At 46.2% G+C, this 17,698-nt stretch carries 13 protein-coding genes; 2 read left to right on the top strand and 11 right to left on the bottom strand.

The window, feature by feature from the left end; translation table 11 throughout:
* Window positions 1-23 precede the first annotated feature (23 nt).
* From NXH67_RS10205 to NXH67_RS10160, 10 genes are all read right to left on the bottom strand, one after another.
* The gene (locus tag NXH67_RS10205; protein WP_272797316.1) at window positions 24-2,495 is read right to left on the bottom strand and encodes a glycoside hydrolase family 9 protein; all 2,472 of its coding nucleotides are present in this window, start codon (window positions 2,493-2,495) and stop codon (window positions 24-26) included.
* Between the two features lie 384 nt (window positions 2,496-2,879).
* A complete protein-coding gene (locus NXH67_RS10200; RefSeq protein ID WP_272797315.1) occupies window positions 2,880-4,514 on the bottom strand; it encodes a cellulase family glycosylhydrolase in 1,635 nt (544 codons plus the stop codon).
* A 294-nt stretch (window positions 4,515-4,808) separates the two neighbouring features.
* Window positions 4,809-5,525, bottom strand: a complete 717-nt coding sequence (gene surE / locus NXH67_RS10195; protein ID WP_272797314.1) for a 5'/3'-nucleotidase SurE — start codon at window positions 5,523-5,525, stop codon at window positions 4,809-4,811.
* A gap of 36 nt (window positions 5,526-5,561) precedes the next feature.
* The gene (locus NXH67_RS10190) at window positions 5,562-7,205 is read right to left on the bottom strand and encodes a SulP family inorganic anion transporter (protein WP_272797313.1); all 1,644 of its coding nucleotides are present in this window, start codon (window positions 7,203-7,205) and stop codon (window positions 5,562-5,564) included.
* Window positions 7,206-7,268: 63 nt separating this feature from the next.
* Complete coding sequence (locus NXH67_RS10185; protein WP_272797312.1) at window positions 7,269-8,675, bottom strand: aldehyde dehydrogenase family protein; 1,407 nt, start codon at window positions 8,673-8,675, stop codon at window positions 7,269-7,271.
* Between the two features lie 13 nt (window positions 8,676-8,688).
* Window positions 8,689-9,834 carry a tocopherol cyclase family protein gene (locus NXH67_RS10180; protein ID WP_272797311.1) on the bottom strand — a complete coding sequence of 382 codons (1,146 nt, stop codon included), beginning with the start codon at window positions 9,832-9,834 and terminating at the stop codon, window positions 8,689-8,691.
* An 18-nt stretch (window positions 9,835-9,852) separates the two neighbouring features.
* Window positions 9,853-10,719, bottom strand: a complete 867-nt coding sequence (locus tag NXH67_RS10175) for an SDR family NAD(P)-dependent oxidoreductase (RefSeq protein WP_022776821.1) — start codon at window positions 10,717-10,719, stop codon at window positions 9,853-9,855.
* A gap of 11 nt (window positions 10,720-10,730) precedes the next feature.
* Window positions 10,731-12,806, bottom strand: a complete 2,076-nt coding sequence (locus tag NXH67_RS10170; protein ID WP_272797310.1) for an oxidoreductase — start codon at window positions 12,804-12,806, stop codon at window positions 10,731-10,733.
* Between the two features lie 8 nt (window positions 12,807-12,814).
* Window positions 12,815-14,539: a glycoside hydrolase family 13 protein gene (locus tag NXH67_RS10165; RefSeq protein ID WP_272797309.1), complete on the bottom strand. Its 1,725-nt coding sequence runs from the start codon at window positions 14,537-14,539 to the stop codon at window positions 12,815-12,817.
* On the bottom strand, window positions 14,520-16,016 hold the full coding sequence (locus NXH67_RS10160; protein ID WP_272797308.1) for a glycosyltransferase: 1,497 nt from the start codon (window positions 16,014-16,016) through the stop codon (window positions 14,520-14,522). The genes NXH67_RS10165 and NXH67_RS10160 overlap by 20 nt, the downstream gene beginning before the upstream one ends.
* Window positions 16,017-16,126: 110 nt before the next feature.
* Here NXH67_RS10160 and NXH67_RS10155 point away from each other — a divergent pair, with 110 nt between their 5' ends.
* Entirely contained in the window at window positions 16,127-16,381 is a 255-nt protein-coding gene (locus NXH67_RS10155) for a DUF6465 family protein (RefSeq protein WP_272797307.1), read from the top strand.
* Window positions 16,382-16,393: 12 nt separating this feature from the next.
* The gene (locus tag NXH67_RS10150; RefSeq protein WP_022776826.1) at window positions 16,394-17,152 is read left to right on the top strand and encodes a ParA family protein; all 759 of its coding nucleotides are present in this window, start codon (window positions 16,394-16,396) and stop codon (window positions 17,150-17,152) included.
* Window positions 17,153-17,265: 113 nt separating this feature from the next.
* Here the strand turns inward: NXH67_RS10150 and NXH67_RS10145 are convergent, their stop codons facing one another.
* Window positions 17,266-17,667 carry a hypothetical protein gene (locus tag NXH67_RS10145; RefSeq protein ID WP_272797306.1) on the bottom strand — a complete coding sequence of 134 codons (402 nt, stop codon included), beginning with the start codon at window positions 17,665-17,667 and terminating at the stop codon, window positions 17,266-17,268.
* Window positions 17,668-17,698 lie beyond the last annotated feature (31 nt).

The raw sequence follows: 17,698 nt of genomic DNA, 5'->3' as shown, positions 1-17,698 counted from the left end.
GTAACTATGTATCAAAAGGTTAGTTAATTGGCTTCTGCAATAATTCTAACTGAGCTTCCAAGGTGGCTTGATCCCTGAACACCAAATTCAGTTGACTCGCCTGCTCCAAGAGAAGCATTCCATGACATAGGAGTGATGATGTAGTAGTCAGCGTCTTCATCGACGTTTACGCACCAGCTTGAATCGATTCCTACATCAGCCTTGCTAACCTTAAGTTTCCAAGAATTGATTCTTGTTGTTCCGTTATTCTTAACCTTGATGAGTATCTGGTAACCTGATCCCCAGTTGTTAAGTGTGTACTCAGCAGTAACACCTTCTGTAACTACAGGTGTAGGCTCTGGCTCGGGCTCAGGAGTAGGCTCGGGCTCAGGCTCGGGTTCAGGCTCGGGCTCGGGTTCGGGCTCAGGCTCGGGCTCGGGTTCGGGCTCAGGCTCAGGAGTAGGTGTAGGAATCGGATCCGGATCGGGATCTTCGATTACTACAGGATCAGGGATAACAGGATCGGGAGCAACGAAGCCTTCTCCAAGAACGAGCGTGCCACCCTCGAAGAGCTGCATTCCGTCAGGAGTAGTCATCTGGTTGTTGCTTGTGCCGCCAAGACCCTTTACGCAAGGGCTGTTGGAATAATCCCACTTGCCTGGAGCTGTGAATCTGAGCTGAAGTTCGCACTTGCACTCGCTCTGTCCGCCGGGATAGATCTGTGCGCCTGAAAGGTCAACGTCTACATAGTAGATACCGGCCTTCTCTGACTGCTTGAACTCAGAGATCTTAACTTTGTGCTGCATATATGTTGTTGAGATTGTCATGTCAGAAGCCTTGTAGCCCTGAGCAATAACGTCGCTAAGGTCGAAGAAAAGACGAAGTTTAAGGTTGTCTGTATTTCTTGCAGGCCATGCTGTGTGGTTCTCGATGACTGCCTTGATCTCAACAAAGTTGATCTTGTTGTTCTTGTCCTGAGCATTGATGCCGGCCTTAAGAACGAATTCTGCTCCGTCGGTCTTCTCAATAGCTGTAGGAGTTGTAACTGCACCGTAGCCGTTCTTCTCATACATGTATGCGCAAGCGCCTGTGAAGCCGGCATTGTAGTCACATGCAACTTCGTTTGCGATGTAATCGCTTCTGTCATCCTTGTAGCTGTCATTTGCTCCGCTGGGACCACCAACTACAGCGCCAACAAGAGTATGTCTTGATGTTGCGGGCTCAGCATTGAGGTTGTTAGACCAGCAACCATGAGCTGCTCTGTGGTGAGGGTTCTTGGGAGACTTGTCATTGTAGCCAACCATGAAGTTCTGGCCTGAGCTGCCAAGTGTGTAGTTAACTGTTCTCTCGATGTAAGAGTTAGCGTCAGCGATGTGCTGTCTGTCCGCCTTCTCAAGTCCAACATAGATTGCATCTATGAAAGCCTGGTTGTTAGCATAACGTACGCTGCCCCACTGGCTGAGGAATGAAAGTCCGCCGGGAGAGATTGTTACAGGGTTGGACCCCTCTAACTTGCCGTTCCAGCAGTCAATACTGTTCTCAATTGCTGTGTAGTACTTCTCCTTGCCTGTAAGTTCTGCAAGAAGGAGGCATGCGCCCATGTGTGTGTCATCCCATGACATTGTCCATGAGTAAGCCATCTCTGTGCCGCCCTGGAACTCTGTTCCGAAGTTCTCGGCATACTGCTCGGCCTTGGTGATGTAAGACTTGTCGCCTGTTGCCTTGTACAGCCAGCAAGCTGCAAGTGCAAGCTCATCATAGAAGCCGCTGTAAGATGTGTAGAAGCCGCTGGCTGCTGTATAGCCTGCGTCGCTCTTAGCTCTGTCAGCCATACCAAACAAAGTCTTGGCATGTGCAAGATATGTAGCACTTCTTGAAGGATCTGTGTTCTTAAGTACCAGAGATGCAACCGCAAGAGATGCAGCAGCTTCGCCGGTAACACAGGAACCACCGTTAGCAGATGTGTCGTCAACCTTGAAGGAAGGTCTGTCCATCTTGAGCTCTACAAGCTCAGGTGCGCCCCAGAAACCATGATCCTTGCCGCCATCGCCTACCTGGTAGTAATAAGTACGTGAATCAGGGTTACATTTTACAAAATAGTCGTTGGCCCAAATGATATCATGAAGGATCCACTTGGTCTGACCGGACTTGGAATAAGCCTGAGGATTGTTCAGATAAGACCATCCAAGTACCATTGATGAGTATGCCATAGGCAGATTGAACTTAACGTTATCACCTGCGTCATACCATCCGCCGGTAAGATCCAATCCGTTATCAGCTCCATCATTAAGTCCCGAGTCTGCTCTCCAGTTAGTTCTGGACAGAGTCTCCTCGGATAATTTACCGGATTCCTGCAACTGGTAGAATAACAAAGATTTAGCCAATGCATCCCCATAATTGTAATTGCCGGCAGCCTCAACCTTGATTGACGGGAAGCTCATGCCGCCAACTATAAGTGCAGCGGATAAAGAACCCAACAACACTTTTTTGCAAAAAGACTTGATACCTTTATGCATATAACATATTCCCTCCTTACATTACATTGTTTAGTAATAAAAAATGATACCTGCGCGCATTGATATCATGTATTACTCCCACACGAAAGCCTGATAAATGTTACGAATATGTTAATATTTAAATTTTCAGTATATTTAATGTATTTTCAGCAAATATTTGCATTACCAAATACAATTATTCCCTTTTGCATATATAATTGTAACTTAAACGTTTTAGTTTGTAAATATTATCCATGTATTTTTTTGATTAATTTTAATTTTTTAGTTCTCAATTTTAATTTGACTGATTTATTTTAATTTAAATATGAAAAAACCTGTAAAGATGTAACATTTTTGTCACACCTTTACAGGTATAGTTTCCTACAATATATGGTTTAGATATTATTACTGAACCGTAATTCCAACGGAGTTTCCAATGGAGCCTGCTCCCTGGATACCGAACTCAACGGATGCGCCGGGTTCAAGAACGCTGTTCCAGGACATAGGGGTGATCACATAGTAACCGCCCTGCTCATCAACGTTTACACACCAGCTGGAATCAATCTTAACGTCGTTCTTGTTAACCTTAACGGTCCAGGAGTTAACTCTTGATGCGGAATCATTCTTAACCTTGATAAGTACCTGATAGCCTGAACCCCAGTTGTTGACTGTATATGTTACGCCAAGGTCTCCTGCTACAGGTGTAGGATCTGGCTCAACGATGGGCTCGGGATCGGGCTCTACGATAGGATCGGGTTCTACGATAGGCTCAGGATCGGGCTCAACGATAGGCTCAGGATCTGTTCCGGGAATCTGGCTGCCATTAATGGTAGCAGGTGTTCCGTCAACATGCTTCATGATAGCGCTGATGATTGCGGGATCCTTCCACTGAAGAGTGCTTCTGTCAATATACATGTGGCACTCGCCGTCTGAACCTGCAGAGTTGTTCTGGTAGTAGTTGTTATCCCAAAGTACCATAGCAACGTTGCTGTACTTAGCTGCTGTTCCCCAATAATAGTCAGCCCATCTTACACGGTCTGAAGTGTTGTTTCTGTTGGTTGCACTTGTCTCACCTACAACTACAGGAACGTTCTTTGAAAGGAACTTGGAGTTAAGATCATTAAAGAATGAATCGATATCTCCCTTGTTGCTGTCATCAAATCTTGTGGTGTATGTGTCGCTTGCAAGTGCAAAATAGTAAGGAATGTAAGCATGAACTGAAAGGATCAGTCTGTTGCTTGCAGTATCTGTAGGCATCTTGAAGGTATCAGTCATGCAGCCTTCGATTGAAGCATCGTAGCCGGGAACCATAACGCATCTTGTAGCGTTATTGCCGCCTGTTGATCTGATAGCATTGAGTGCAACCTGGTTGTAATCATTGATGCATGCTACAGCTTCCTTGATGTCGTTACTTGGGTTGTTACGAGGGAACCACCACTCTTCGCTGTGACCTACAAGTCTGGGCTCGTTCATGGTCTCAAATACAAGGTGATAGTCATAGTTCTTGAACTCATTGCCGATCTGTGTCCAGATTGACTTGAAATATGCCTCCGAACGGCTCTTGTTCGCATTGTTCGGAACATAGAAGCACTTCTGATCGTTGATGTCATGATGTGAATTAAGGATGACATACATATCATTTGCGATAGCATAATCAACCACTTCCTTAACTCTCTTCATGAAGAAATCAGGAATCTGATAATTGGAACCGGTTGTGTACTGGCCCCATGAAACAGGCACACGGATTGTGTTAAAGCCTGCCTTGGCTACTTCATCGATAAGTGCCTTGGTTGTTGCCGGATTACCCCAATATGTCTCCATTGAAGTTGTGCAGGGATACATGTAGGACTGAGCAAAAGAATCCAAGCTGTTGCCGATGTTCCAGCCCACTGTCATGTCCGATACAACTTCAGTGGCAGTCTTGTTAGTACCGCCTGCGGCCTGAACGTTCTTCGCAGGAATTGCAGATACGATAACAAGTGCAGAAAGAATAACAGATAATGCTCTTTTAATGCCTTTAAGTTTAGTATTGTGCATCATACGCACCTCCCTTTTAGTATGTCGCGACAAATATATAATAGGAGTATGGTCCAAGGTACGTCAACACATTTTTTGTATATTTTTTTAATAATTTTAAAATTATCTGACAACTCTCATGTGCAGTTTCCACTAAAATGCCCTAGTTTTCGCCATTATTTTGCATCAATTAACTCAATCGTTTACTTTAAAGTTTTCGTAATAAAAGTAAAAAAACGCAGGCACCTCGACGTTTCTTCGAAGTCCCTGCGTAAAAATCAGTTCAATTAACCTTTTAGTAATATTGACTAAATTGTATCAACTTATATTCCTTACAACGCCAACCGAAACATATTTGTCGATCACTGCGCCGTAGTCCGTACCCTCCTCAGTTGAGGGATGATAGATGCCGTCAACCATGTAGAATCTGGAGCCGTTCTCCTCTTTTACCAGCTTGTAGCCGTCATCATAGAAGGCCTTCCCGGATACCTTTCTGTCATAGAGAACACCCTTGCATTCAGACAAGGGACATCCGGGGAAATTGACATTGTAGATGCATCCCTGAATATGCTCTTTTTCTATGAGATCTGCCATGATCTCTTTGAGATATCTCTCGGTTACTTCATGGCAGCCGTTATATCCTTCGGAAAAAGCAATGGACAGGCATCCCTGGAATTCGCCCTCGAAGGCGGAAGCTGCCGTCGCGGAATACTGAATATCCGATGCAACGTTGTAGCCATTGTTGATGCCGGTCATTACAAGATCCGGTTTCTCAGGCATTACCGCAATGCTGCCGACTCTTATACAATCTGCGGGCTGTCCGCTGCAGGCAAAGGCCTGCACACCGGGAACATCAAACTCATAGGGCCTTATCTCTATCTCATGCCGCAGGGTTATGCTGTGAGAAGCAGCACTTCTCTCCCCGTCAGGAGCCACAACCCAGACCTCTCCGAACTCTTTGGCACACCTTGCAAGGCGTACAAGTCCGTCTGCATGTATTCCGTCGTCATTTGTAATCAGTATCTTTCTGGGCATTAAATATCTCCTTATATTTCAGTAAAAAAATCGGGATCAGATCTCTGCAGCTCTCTTAAGAGCATCATTTATATGAGGCTGGAAGTTCTCTCTTCCAACGAGGTCTACAAAGCCATCCTTCTCCATGGTATTCATGGGCTGCTCGTTAACATGTGAGAACACAAGCTGTACGTTATGCTTTTTGCATCTGTCGTAGAGCTGTTCAAAAGAATGCATTGCGGTTGCGTCAATAGCAGGCACACCACGCATACGTATAACCAGTGCTCTTGTGAAATCCTTGAAGCCGATCTCTGCAATCTGCTCTGCGTCGCCGAAGAACATAGGACCGCTGATCTCATATACACGCACGTGCTTGGGAATATTCTTAAGCTCCGGTCCGTCGGGATCATCCTCGGGATCGTAGTACTTCCATCCGCGAACTCTTGACTCCTCGCTCATTCTCTTCATGAAAAGGAGGCATGCAAGAACCATACCAACCTCGATAGCAACAACAAGGTCAAATACGATTGTAAGTACAAAGGTAACAACAAGAACGATTATATCGCTCTTAGGTGCTGTTTTGCAAAGATGAACAAAGGTCCTCCACTGGCACATGTTATAAGCAACCATAAAGAGGATTGCAGCAATGGTAGGCATGGGAATAAGTGCTGCCAGAGGCATGAGAACCACAAGTACCAGCACAAGGCATACAGCGTGGATCATACCTGCGATAGGGGTTCTTCCGCCGTTCTTGATGTTTGCTGCTGTTCTGGCAATAGCGCCTGTGGCAGGAATACCGCCAAAGAGCGCTGAACCGATATTACCAACACCCTGAGCAACAAGCTCCATGTTGGATCTGTGCTTGGAATCGATCATACTGTCAGCAACCACACATGACAGAAGTGACTCAATTGCAGCAAGGATAGCGATTGTAAAGCCGTCTCCTGCGATTGATCTCAGAGTTCTGAAATCAAAAGAAGGCATATGAGGTGTAGGAAGTTTTCCTGAAATCTCATACAGATCTCCGATGGTGTTAACGTTCATATTAAGGAACTTCACCATAAGGATACCTACAATAACAGCAATAAGTGATCCGGGGATCTTCTGGCTGATCTTGGGCCAGATGATCTGAATAACAAGGCAGATAAGACCTACTATAACTGCCTGATAATTGATCGTAGAAATGTTTTTGGCAACAGCCTCTACCTTTTCAACAGTCTCAACGGTAGTTGTTCCCGCAGGATATGTAAGTCCGCAGAAATCCTTGATCTGTCCGATAGCGATTGTAACTGCGATTCCTGCAGTAAAGCCTGTTGTAATGGTATAAGGAATAAACTTGATAAGTGATCCGAGCTTGAATACGCCCATAAGTATCAGCAGTATTCCGGCAAAGATAGTTGCAAGAGCAAGACCTTCCATTCCCTTGGTTGCAACGATTCCTGCAACTATAGTTGCAAAAGCCGCTGTGGGACCTGCAATCTGTACTCTGCTTCCTCCAAGGAAGGAAATGATAAAGCCCGCAACAATGGCGGTATACAGACCTTCCTGAGGTCCTACGCCCGATGCAAGGGCAAGAGCAATTGAAAGGGGCAGGGCAATGATTGCAACGATGATACCTGCAACAAGGTCGCTGGCGAACTGCTTGCCGTTATAACCCTTCAATGCTGTAAACAACATGGGTTTCAATCTTTCGTTTTCCATAATCTCCTCATTCTCCAAACGTTTTTTGAAAAAAAGCCACAGAAAATTATAGTCGCCTTCTCTTTATTTTTCAACAAGTTTTATCATGGCTTCCTTCCACCACTTGTTGTAAGGATGTTCTCTTGTGGGCATATTTAATCTGTTTGATCCGAAAAGTACGGTTGTCGGATGAGTAAACTCCATAAAGCCCCATTTTCCGTGATATGCTCCCATCCCGGAATGCCCGACACCGTTAAGCGGAACCCCCTTGACCATCATGTGAAGGCATACTTCATTTATGCAGCCCCCGCCATATTGCATGGTCTGCATTACTCTTTTGGCCCAATTAACGTTTCTGGTAAAAATGTACATGGCGAGGCTGTGCTCTCTTCTCCTTATCACATCAAGAATCCTGCCTACCTCTTTATCCCTGAAGGTAACGATCGGAAGCAGCGGACAGAACAGCTCCTTTTGCACGATAGGATCATCGGCATCGATAGGATACAGAATTGTAGGCGCAAACTTCAGAGTCTTATCATCACCTTTTCCGCCGAACACAATCTTATCCCTGTATTTGTCTGCCAGATCTGCGCACTTTTTGTAAGCGCCCTCATTAATTAAGTGCGGATACTCAGGGTTGTTAACCGGATCCTCACCAATCTGACGGTTAAAGGCTCTCATCAACTCCTTAAGGAAATCTCCTACGACCTCCTCTGCCACTGCTATCTGATTGATATTGATGCAGATCTGTCCTGCGTTCAGAGCCTTAAAAAATGCTATCTTCCTGGCCGCATCCTTAAGATCCGCATCTGCCCTTATTATGCACCAGTTGCCGTTCTCACCCCCAAGCTCAAGGGCTGTGGAAGTAAGATTCTTAGCTGCCATCTCAAGAACATGTACGCCAACCTTGGGAGATCCAGTGTAAAAAATCTTGTCAAAGCGCTGAGACAGACACATATCAGCAACGTCATGCCCACCGTCTATCACAGTCACATACTTTTCAGGAAAAGTCTTGGCAATCAGTTCCTTCATAACTGCAGTACAAGCAGGAGATTTGGAACTGCACTTGATAACTGCGGTATTTCCGCCTGCAATGCTGGCCACCAGCACCCCAAAGGACAGGATGATCGGGAAATTGAAGGGACTGATTATAAGACTGACGCCATAGGGCATCTTGTATACCTTGGTTATTATGCTTGGAAAGCAGTGGATCCCACTAAAATGAGTCTCGGGCCTTGCCCATTTTTCCAGCCCCCTTATCATCTCATTGGCTTCCATCACAACCGTCGCCACATCACAAAAATAAGCTTCCAGCGGGTCCCTTCCAAGATCCTCTCCAAGGGCTTTTTCCAAATCCTTCTGATAGGTCAGCATCGCTCTTTTAAGCGCTTTCAGCTGCCTTATACGAAAGCCGATATCCAGTGTTTTTCCCGTATAAAAAAATCCCCTTTGCTTATCTACTATCTGTCTGATTCTGTCTTCGCTATACATTGTATTTCCCTCATCACGGATCGCAGTATTCGCCGTACTCGCAGCCAACACCCTCCGCGTAAATCTCATCTATCAGTTCTTCCTTAAGGCCAAACAATGAGCGCTTGTAGAGCCTTAAGATTCCTGTTCCTGTGCCGCCGTTCCAGAGCCTGTTGTGTCTCTTATAGCCCGTAGGAGCTTCATATCTGATATTAAGCATATCTTTTTTCTTGCACTTAATTCTGGTGTCCAGTTTGGCATCCTTGGTAATCTGAACCACGTGCCAGCGGATTTCATCCTCGGTTTCCCAGCACTTAAAGAGCGTCCTTGACAGAGTCCAGAACTTGGAGAAGTTAAACTCATAGTCCTCTCCCTCATAATAGAACTCTCCCAGGAGCTTTCTGTTAAGGGCAAGGAAAAAGATTTTGGGTCTTCCTCCGCCTATCTCAAAGACGCTGTTTTGCAGCTTCTTGCCGGTGATTCTGCTGGTGAGATTATTTGATGACAGCCATACCCAGGGACTGGTAAAATCTCCGCCCCAGTTCTTGTCGGAATAGCCATTACAGGTCTCAGGCTTAAGCAGGTATTTAACGCCGTTTAAAATGATCTCGCCTTCAAATACCGTCTTCATGCCCTCTGCGTGCCAGAACATCTCAAAGGCATTGATGGTTCTGAAGAACTTGTTGGCGCCATAGCCCACATGAAATGCTATTTCTTTTTTGATATTAAAGTTCCAGCTCATGGAACCGGCATCACTCATCCACTCAGGATGCGCAGCGGCGTCAGCGGCGCTCACATCAATACTTCCCTCAGAGTGAGTCTCACTGCACATGCAGTCTGCTGCCTTGATGTTATAAGGCGCATCCGGCTGAATATCCGTATCCCATATGGAAAAGAATCTGTGGAGCTGGCCGTGGTCTTCACCCCAGAAGCCTGCATTTACCATAAGATAGGAGGGTCTTATTCCCTTCTTTTGTTTCTCCGGATCGTTCCAGACAATCACGGGCTCGTCCTTGGCAAGGCCCGGATTACAGGTAAAAAACTCAACGTAAAAAGCCTTCTTTTCGCCGGTCTTCTCATTTTCCGCAGTCATCGAATGCCACCACCAGTCGTACCCTTTTTCGGCCAAGGGGCCGCGGAGCATCCACTCATCTCTTGTAATATCATGAATATTTGCCACTGTTATTTCCTCCCCCGCTTACTTTCCAAGCTTTTCCGCAAGTTTCAGGTCAAGAGCCGCCTTTTTCTCAAGGAACCTCTTGAGCCTCTTTTTCTCCATGCCCCAGTAGAAGCTCTTTACAGGAGGCAGGACATCCATAAGGAGCTTGGAGGGCAGGAAAATCTTGCAGGGATAAATATGCTTCTTAGCCTCAGCAATGCCGTCAATCATACGCTCTGCCACAATATCAACCTTCTGCAGAGGAAAAGGCTGACCAACATCGATACCGTCGCCGCCAACCACAAAGAAATTGGTGGCTGTGGAGACAGGGTAAACAGCCGTGAGTTTCAGATTCTTCGGCGCTTCCAGTCTTACTGCCTCCTGGAAGCCCTTCATGGCAAATTTCGTAGCGGCATACAGTGTATAGCCCGGAATCGCCATCTCACCCATGGCGGAAATTGTAAATACCATGTGTCCAGGCCTCCCCTTTAAGTGCTCCAGGTACTTGGTATATGTATAAATAGGCGAAATAGTATTCAGGTTAAAAATGTTCTGAATGCGGTCCCAATTAACGTAATCAAACTTCTCATAATAAGGGGCTCCTGCATTGGCGATAAGTATGTCAATCTTCCCCAGAATGCTCTGGGCCTTCTCCATAAAGGCATCTACTCCCTCTTTGGTACTAACGTCGCAGTTAAAAAGATGCACATTCTTGCCATAGCCTGTGAGCTTTTCAACGGTTCTTGAGGTGGCAAAAATTCTGTTATGGTTTGCCGCAGCCGAGAGCCTGTCCAGAAGCTCTTTGCCAATACCGCTGGAAGCGCCGGTAATTACGATATTCTTACCTCTGATAAGCTTAATCTTGTTTTTGATTCTTCGCTTTGATACAGGACTAATTCTGTTCATTGTTATCCCCCTTATAATCTCATAACTGTGTCATAAGCATCATGGCAGGCATGGGCTATGGTTCCCGATGTATTTGAGTCTCCGACTTTATATACATTCACCAAGCCAAACTCCGACAGTTCCTTATACAAAACATCTACAGGTGACACTCCAAGAGCATTCACCACTACATTCGCCTTTATCTTTTTCTGTTTTCCGCTTCGTACCTTCTCTAAAAGAACTCCTTCCTCATCCACAGAAAGAAGCTTAGTTCCGGTCATAAATTTGGCTTTTTTGCCTTGTAGCCTTTCCATGGCATCATCCACCAGCTGGAACCAGGTTCCCGGAGCAAGCGCATCTGCCATTTCAACCACGATCACTTTATTACCTTTATCGCATAGGACTTCGCAGGTCTCAAGGCCGGTCATTCCGGAGCCTGCAATTATCACATTGCTGTTTTCTATTATTCTCTTCCCAAGAAGCACATCCACAGCGGACACCACATTCTTTCCGTCAATTCCGGGTATGGATTTGGGTAAAAGAGGTCTGCCGCCCGATGCGATGAATACCACATCAGGCTTTCTCTCTGCGATTTCCTGTGCAGATATTTCTTTTCCGAGTTTGACCTTGACGCCCTGCTTACGAACTGCTGTCAGAAGGTCCTCTATGCACCAGTACAAGCGCTCCTTATTTATTCCCGAAGATGCAGCGATAACCTGCCCTCCGGCTTTGTTCTCTTTTTCAAAAAGTTCTACCTCGTAGCCTCTCATGGCAAGCGTCTTGCCCGCAGTAAGGCCTGCGGGGCCTGCTCCCACCACAATAGCTGTACTGCCGGCTTTGTCCTTAGGCATGCTGTAGTAGGCTCTTTCATTTGCTATGCTCATGTTAAGAGCACACTCACCTGGGAGTCCTTTTCCCGCATTGGTCATGAAGGAGCGGATACAGTTAAGGCAGCCAATGCACCTTTGAATATCCTCGGGATGGCCGTTTTGCGCCTTATTAGCCCAATGGGGATCACAGATAAAGGTTCTGGCTGACGCCACAAAATCCTGATATCCTTCCCGAATCTGCCTCTCAGCCTGATCCGGCTCTCTGATGACATTGGCCGCGATCACGGGTATGCTGACCGTTTCCCTGATAGCCTTGGCAAGATACTTTCTCCATCCCGGCTCATAGGTTGTAGGCTCGAGCCAGCAGTTATACACGTCATAATTTGCGCTGGATACATTTATTGCATCTACGTCCAGTTCTTCCAGGCGCCTTGCGATTCTTTTGCCATCCTCAAGATTATAGCCAAGCTGCGGCTTACCTATCCGGGCATACATCTCATCTACGGAGAGCCTTACGATCAAGGGATAGTCCTTACCGCAGCGCTTCTTAATACCTGTGACGATTTCCTCAAGAAAGCGCATACGCTTATCGAAACTTCCGCCATATTCATCTGTTCTTAAATTTGTATAAGGGGATAAAAACTGTTGTATCAGATATCCGTGGGCTCCGTGAAGCTCAACTGCGTCAACGCCTGCCCTTTTGCACCGCTCAGCTGCGTCAATGAAATCACGGATAAGGTCGTGAATTTCCTTAATGCTCATCTCATGGAGTCTTGCAGCGCCATGGGGAGCCTTAGGGCACTTAGAGGGTGCCTGCACGGAAAAACAAATGCCCTTTTCCTCCATACCAAGAAGAATAGGAGTGCATTTGTACATCAGCTTCATGAATCCCGGAACCTTCTCGGCAACGGGAATGACCATGGGAAGTGAATTGATGGAACTGGCAAGCCCCTGCCTTCCCGCATGATGGAGCTGAATTGCCAGCTTGGCACCATGGCTGTGGATCTTGTCCGCCATCCTTCTCATGGGTTCAATATGATAGTCATGACTCATGGCAAGCTGAGTATAGGTTGCCGCGCCTGTCATGTCATTTACTCTGCAGATTCCGGGAATTATCAGTCCGACTCCTCCCTTGGCTCTTTCTTCATAATAATCGGACAAAGTATCTGTGACCTTACCGCTGGGCTCTCCCAGACTAAACTCTGCGGCGGTCATAACAATTCGGTTCTTAACTTTCATGGTTCCGATATTCATCGGACTAAATAAAAGATCGTACATTATCCCCCCTAAATAATCCTATACATTCTCGCCTCATAAGGTCTCAGTAGTCCATGCCTTGCTTCAAGCAGATTTAAATCATCCCTGATAAGCTGCAATCTGTTCTCACGCAGCCTGTCACTCTTTCTTGGGTAGTTGCACAGTATCAGCTTTTTCCTGCGTTTCAGGTACTTATCCGGAAGATGAAGTTTCACCGGGAAGTGTGAGAATGAGCACACGATCAGGTACACCTCTCCCTCCAGGGCTCTCTCATACATATAGATATTCTTATCCTTATGGTTATATTCCTTATATCTTCCGTACAAAAGAGTCTGCGAGCTCTTCCTTAGCTTCAGACACTTCCTGTAGAAATTAAGGATACTGTATTCATCAGCCTCCTCAGTGGCAACATTGACCTTTTTATAATTGGGATTTACATAGAACCATGGCCTTGCCTTACTAAATCCTGCATTCTCGCTGCCATCCCACTGCATGGGAGTTCTTGCGGAGTCCCTGCTGGATAAATGTATCCTGTGAAGCCTTCGCTCCGGGTCCTCCTTGAGATGATAGGAGTAATAATTATTCTTGGAAGATACATCCACATACTTATCTATGGAATCCAGGCGGATATTGGTCATTCCGATTTCCTGCCCCTGATAGATAAAAGGAGTTCCCCTCTGGAACAGGTAGCTCACAGCCAGCATAGTTCCGCTCTCTCTCCAGAAATGGTGGCTTCCGTACCTGCTAATGATCCTAGGATGATCGTGATTTTCCAGATACAGGGCGTTCCAGCCATCCTCTGCCAGGGCATACTGCCACTTGGAAAAAGCTTTTTTGAGCTTCACAAGAGAAAACGGCCTGTGCAGATATTCAGTGAACATGCAGTCCGCCATCATATGGTCAAAAGAGAACATCATATCCAATGACTTGGTGGGGCCTGTCAGATATTTTCTGGCGGATTTGATATTGGTCATGGGACCTTCCCCCAGCTGGAAGCAGTCGTATTCCTCGCAGACCTTGCGAAACTCCGCCATATATTCATGGATGTGAGGACCGTCCTTGTAGTGGGCCATACCCTTGGCTGCGGGAAGGAAAGGAAGTGCATCGGGAAGTCCCTCTTTTTTGGATATGAAATTGATGACGTCCTCTCTGAAGCCGTCCACTCCCATGTCCAGCCAGAAGCGCATGATGCCCTTAACCTCCTCCCTCACCTTGGGATTATCCATGTTAAGGTCGGGCTGCTTCTTGGCAAAAATATGTAAATAATACTGTTTTCGTACATCATCGTATTCCCAGGCCTTGCCCTCAAAGAGAGAGTCCCAGTTATTGGGCTCATCGCGCCAGATGTAATAGTCGCTGTAGGGATTGTCCTTGCCCTTGCGGCTCTCCAGAAACCACCTGTGCTCGTCGGAGGTGTGGTTCACCACCAGATCCATTATGACCTTAAGTCCAAGCTTATGGGCTCTGTGAAGCACTCTCTTGAAGTCTTCAAGGGTTCCGTAGTCCGGGTGAATATCCCTATAATCCGATATATCATAGCCAAAGTCCGCATTTGGAGACGGATAGATAGGTGAGAACCAGATTCCGTCTACCCCAAGGCTCTTAATATATTCCAGTTTCTCGTATACTCCGATGAGATCTCCTATCCCGTCTCCGTTTCCGTCGGCAAAGCTGCGGATCCAGATCTGATAGAAGCTCATCTCCTTGTACCAGTCCTTATGAGGGACCTTTGTATCAGTCTTTTGATTGTCCACCGATTTTTTTCCTCATCTCAGAAATGTCATCGCTAATGTTTTCAAAATCCTCTGCTATATCGCTCTTTAGTTTCTCGAAGCGGTCTGAGAGCTGCTCCCTGCGCTCCTCCATGACAGTTTCAAGTTCCTCGAAGTTCTCTCTCATGCCCTCATAGAAGACCCTGGGAGCATTGAATATCATCTCGGTTCCGTCAAGAACAATTCCCGCGGACTTGTACAGATACTCAAGACTCTGATGTTTCCTGTGGCCGAACTCGCCTCTCATGGACTTCTCATAGAGAACTCTGTATCTGTCATGAGCTGTATGTACTGCGTCCTCCCAGGAAATGTAGATCTCATCCATGGCATGCTGCCCTATGTCATGGAGGTGATCCAGGTCCTTGCCGGCGCTTAACAGAAGCTCCGCCATAGACTGGGCATTTTCTTCGATAAGAAGACCGTTTCTGTCATGGGTGACACCCTCAGCTGCACAGGAACCCTTGATAAGAACGCTGCCAAGACCGCAGGCTGCGGCTTCTCTTACAACGATTCCGTTGGTGTCATATACCGAAGGGAAAATAAAAAGGTTCGCCCTTGTATTCCAGGCACGGAGCTTCTCCCTGTCATGCTCCGGGCCGGTAAAAATAATACGGCCCTTCATGCCCTCTTTTCCCTCTGTGTGATTGATTGCGCCACCATCCACAACATCAAGGGCAATGCCGTAGTCTCTTACCCTCTGCTGCATCTCGGTAGCATCTGCGCCGCCTCCCACAAATACACAGCGATAATCGAAGTTATTCTCCGAAAGGATCTTCATGGCTTCCACAATTATTGGAAGTCCCTTGTATTTCATAAGTCTTCCGACGAAGAGAAATACAGGAACCCCTTCCGGAAGATCAAAATCCTTGGTAGTCTCTTTTACCAGAGTTTCATCTGCTCTTCCCTTAGGGAAGTCCACGCCGTTATTCATAACGATATAATCGCCCTGATAGCCCAGTGAGCGAAGGTTCTCGCCGGCGCCTTCCGATACAACCCAGACTTCATCGCAGGCTTCTATATTGCTGACCATGGTCTTAATGGTCTCCTGCTTAAGAAAGCCCTCTCCCACCGCTCTTGCTATATCCACATCGAACTTGGTGTGATAGGTAAAAACAATGGGCGCTCCGGTCTGTTTTCTTAATATCCTGGCCATAATGCAGGAAGCCGCAGGACAGTGAGTATGGATGATGTCCGGCTCAAATTCAGCCAGCTGCGCTACTTCTCTTATGGATAAGGGATTGCCGGTTCGATAACCGTTCACGAAATCCGTTGTGTCAAAGCTTGGATAAGAAATAACTCTATAGGGATAGCCCTCATATTTACCATCCGGATATCTTGGAGTTCCCACAACGACATTTTCATTGAGCTGTCCTGTGAGGACCCTTCCGTAGTTCATTACAACATTCGCAACTCCGTCTATAACAGGCGGAAAAGAATCATTCAAAAGAACAATATTCATACAATTCCTCCATTTGGGTTTCACCTATATACTATTATGTCATGTTTTAGCAAAATTGTGCTAAAATATTGTATTGTAATGTACAATCACACAAGAGGGGAGATAAAAAAATGGCCAGAAAACAAAGTGTTGAACGAGCAAATGAACTTACCGGCGGCTTTGCAACAGCTCAGAAAACAATTGTAGTTCAGTTTAGAGAAAAAGAACGTAAAACCGATGAACTATTGCAGCTGATCAAACAGGACGCACTGTCCAAAGGCCTTAAGGACTCCGATTTTGAAAAGGTTGATATGTATATCAAGCCCGAGGAGCAGAAGGTGTTCTATGTCATCAACGGACAGACTAACGGAAGCATTGATTTTTAAGGAGGGGGAAATATGGCAACAGTTTTTGTTGTAGCTAATCAGAAAGGCGGTATCGGCAAAAGTACCACCGCAACCAATCTTGCCGGAATTCTGGGGAAGAAGGCTAAAACACTTCTAATCGATGCTGATCCTCAGGGCAACAGCACCAGCACCTACGAAGCCAAAGTGGAGGATGTGGCAACACTCTATGACGTAATAATTGACTCAGACAAGCTTCCAATTGCGGAAGCGATCCAGCACACAGACAACGGCGACATCGTAGCCTCCGACCCGCTTCTTGTTAAGGCAGAGAAGATGCTGGACGGCGACGTTGAGGGATTCTACAGACTTAAGGATGCCCTTGAAGGACTTGATGACTACAAATACATAGTGATAGACACAGCTCCGTCACTTAATATCATTCTCTACAACTGCCTTATCGCAGCAGATAAGGTTATCATTCCCGTAACTGCAGATGCCTATTCCATGCAAGGCATTCAGCAGCTCTATGACACCATCATGGCTGTCAAGCGCAGACAGAACAGAGACCTGTCAATCGCAGGACTTCTCCTTGTTAGATATTCAGGCCGCTCCAATCTCGAGCGTGAAACAAGAGATAATATCGAGGCAGTTGCCAAGCAGATGAATACCAAACTGTTCAAAACTGTCATAAGGGAATGTGTTAAGACCAAAGAGGCGCAGGAACAGAAAAAGCTCCTAATAGACTATGCGCCGAAATGTAATACTTGTCTGGATTATGTGGAGTTTTCGAAGGAATTGATGAAGAGATAATGTATAGAAGGACGGTTGTGAGTCAATGGGGACGGTTCTTGCTGACTCACGAAGCGAGTCAGCAAGAACCGTCCCCATTGACTCACAACCGTCCCTGTCGATTCCCATTCAACTTACTCACCCTCAATAATGCACAAAATATCCTGCAGCACATTGATATATCTTCCGGTGAGCTCAATCATCTCTCTGACCTGGTCCCTGCTCACCTCCAAAGAATCTGCAATCTTCTCAATAAACTGCATCTCCTTCTCATCAAAATCCCCATCAGAAAACAGAAGGCCGATGATCTCCATGATCACAACCTTCCTACTCATGGTATCTGATTCTGCAAAGCAGGCTAATACTCCGTCCAAGGTTCTGGCGTGACTCATTGGAAGAGATATTCCCATCTCTGCACAGTACTGCTCTATCATAATATCTTCTTCATCGCTGATGCTGCCATTGGCCGCAGCCGCAAGTCTGGCAAGGTCGATGAATGCTTCTTTTTCGTCGTCTCTAAGTAAATGTAAAAACATAGGCTACTTCCTCAAATCAAGAATATAATTT

It is taken from the genome of Butyrivibrio sp. DSM 10294 (genome assembly GCF_028539135.1).
Taxonomy (GTDB): domain Bacteria; phylum Bacillota; class Clostridia; order Lachnospirales; family Lachnospiraceae; genus Butyrivibrio.
This window is presented reverse-complemented; position numbering and strand designations above follow the sequence as displayed.

Coding starts and splice junctions, on each gene's coding strand:
- NXH67_RS10200 (WP_272797315.1), bottom strand. CDS start 4,514: ATGATGCACAATACTAAACTTAAAGGCATTAAAAGAGCATTATCTGTT.
- NXH67_RS10145 (WP_272797306.1), bottom strand. CDS start 17,667: ATGTTTTTACATTTACTTAGAGACGACGAAAAAGAAGCATTCATCGAC.
- NXH67_RS10190 (WP_272797313.1), bottom strand. CDS start 7,205: ATGGAAAACGAAAGATTGAAACCCATGTTGTTTACAGCATTGAAGGGT.
- NXH67_RS10170 (WP_272797310.1), bottom strand. CDS start 12,806: ATGTACGATCTTTTATTTAGTCCGATGAATATCGGAACCATGAAAGTT.
- NXH67_RS10155 (WP_272797307.1), top strand. CDS start 16,127: ATGGCCAGAAAACAAAGTGTTGAACGAGCAAATGAACTTACCGGCGGC.
- NXH67_RS10150 (WP_022776826.1), top strand. CDS start 16,394: ATGGCAACAGTTTTTGTTGTAGCTAATCAGAAAGGCGGTATCGGCAAA.
- NXH67_RS10205 (WP_272797316.1), bottom strand. CDS start 2,495: ATGCATAAAGGTATCAAGTCTTTTTGCAAAAAAGTGTTGTTGGGTTCT.
- NXH67_RS10185 (WP_272797312.1), bottom strand. CDS start 8,675: ATGTATAGCGAAGACAGAATCAGACAGATAGTAGATAAGCAAAGGGGA.
- NXH67_RS10160 (WP_272797308.1), bottom strand. CDS start 16,016: ATGAATATTGTTCTTTTGAATGATTCTTTTCCGCCTGTTATAGACGGA.
- NXH67_RS10175 (WP_022776821.1), bottom strand. CDS start 10,719: ATGAACAGAATTAGTCCTGTATCAAAGCGAAGAATCAAAAACAAGATT.
- surE (WP_272797314.1), bottom strand. CDS start 5,525: ATGCCCAGAAAGATACTGATTACAAATGACGACGGAATACATGCAGAC.